This window comes from Rossellomorea sp. SC111 (assembly GCF_024733565.1).
Lineage (GTDB): Bacteria > Bacillota > Bacilli > Bacillales > Bacillaceae_B > Rossellomorea.
In genome coordinates, this window is the sequence record NZ_JANIOC010000030.1 from 1 (window position 1) to 1,683 (window position 1,683).

Below are 1,683 nucleotides of genomic sequence, written 5' to 3' on the forward strand. Positions count from 1 at the left end.
TCACAGCTCAGCCTTCGCGATGACGGGATTTGCCTCATCATCAGCCTAACTGCTTAGACGCACATATCCAGCAGTGCGCTTACCCTATCCTCCTGCGTCCCCCCATTGCTCAAACGGAAAAGAGGTGGTACAGGAATATCAACCTGTTGTCCATCGTCTACGCCTATCGGCCTCGACTTAGGTCCCGACTAACCCTGAGCGGACGAGCCTTCCTCAGGAAACCTTAGGCATTCGGTGGATGGGATTCTCACCCATCTTTCGCTACTCATACCGGCATTCTCACTTCTAAGCACTCCACCAGTCCTTACGGTCTAGCTTCGCAGTCCTTAGAACGCTCTCCTACCACTGACACCAAACGGTGTCAATCCACAGCTTCGGTGATACGTTTAGCCCCGGTACATTTTCGGCGCAGAGTCACTCGACCAGTGAGCTATTACGCACTCTTTAAATGGTGGCTGCTTCTAAGCCAACATCCTGGTTGTCTAAGCAACTCCACATCCTTTTCCACTTAACGTATACTTTGGGACCTTAGCTGGTGGTCTGGGCTGTTTCCCTTTCGACTACGGATCTTATCACTCGCAGTCTGACTCCCATGGATAAGTCTTTGGCATTCGGAGTTTGTCTGAATTCGGTAACCCGATGAGGGCCCCTAGTCCAAACAGTGCTCTACCTCCAAGACTCTTACACATGAGGCTAGCCCTAAAGCTATTTCGGAGAGAACCAGCTATCTCCAAGTTCGATTGGAATTTCTCCGCTACCCACACCTCATCCCCGCACTTTTCAACGTGCGTGGGTTCGGACCTCCATTCAGTGTTACCTGAACTTCATCCTGGACATGGGTAGATCACCTGGTTTCGGGTCTACGACCACATACTAAATTCGCCCTATTCAGACTCGCTTTCGCTGCGGCTCCGTCTTATCAACTTAACCTTGCATGGGATCGTAACTCGCCGGTTCATTCTACAAAAGGCACGCCATCACCCGTTAACGGGCTCTGACTACTTGTAGGCACACGGTTTCAGGTTCTATTTCACTCCCCTTCCGGGGTGCTTTTCACCTTTCCCTCACGGTACTGGTTCACTATCGGTCACTAGGGAGTATTTAGCCTTGGGAGATGGTCCTCCCAGCTTCCGACGGGATTTCACGTGTCCCGCCGTACTCAGGATCCACTCAAGAGGGAATGAAGTTTCAACTACAGGGTTGTTACCTTCTTTGACGAGCCTTTCCAGACTTCTTCGTCTACTTCATTCCTTTGTAACTCCGTATAGAGTGTCCTACAACCCCAAGAGGCAAGCCTCTTGGTTTGGGCTATATCCCGTTTCGCTCGCCGCTACTCAGGGAATCGCAATTGCTTTCTCTTCCTCCAGGTACTTAGATGTTTCAGTTCCCTGGGTCTGCCTTCCATACTCTATGTATTCAAGTAAGGATATTGTTCCATTACGAACAATGGGTTCCCCCATTCGGAAATCTCTGGATCAAAGCTCACTTACAGCTCCCCAAAGCATATCGGTGTTAGTCCCGTCCTTCGTCGGCTCCTAGTGCCAAGGCATCCACCGTGCGCCCTTCATAACTTAACCGAATTGGTTGTTACATCAGGTTTAAAACCTAAAATGGCGATACTCGGTAATTTCTTGACTATCAATTTATCTTTATCTAGTTTTCAAAGAACAATCATTTGTCTCG

At 49.4% G+C, this 1,683-nt stretch carries 1 rRNA gene; it reads right to left on the reverse strand.

The features are described from left to right. Positions 1-1,577 (reverse strand): 23S ribosomal RNA (locus NQ095_RS22445); the annotation flags it as partial. Positions 1,578-1,683 lie beyond the last annotated feature (106 nt).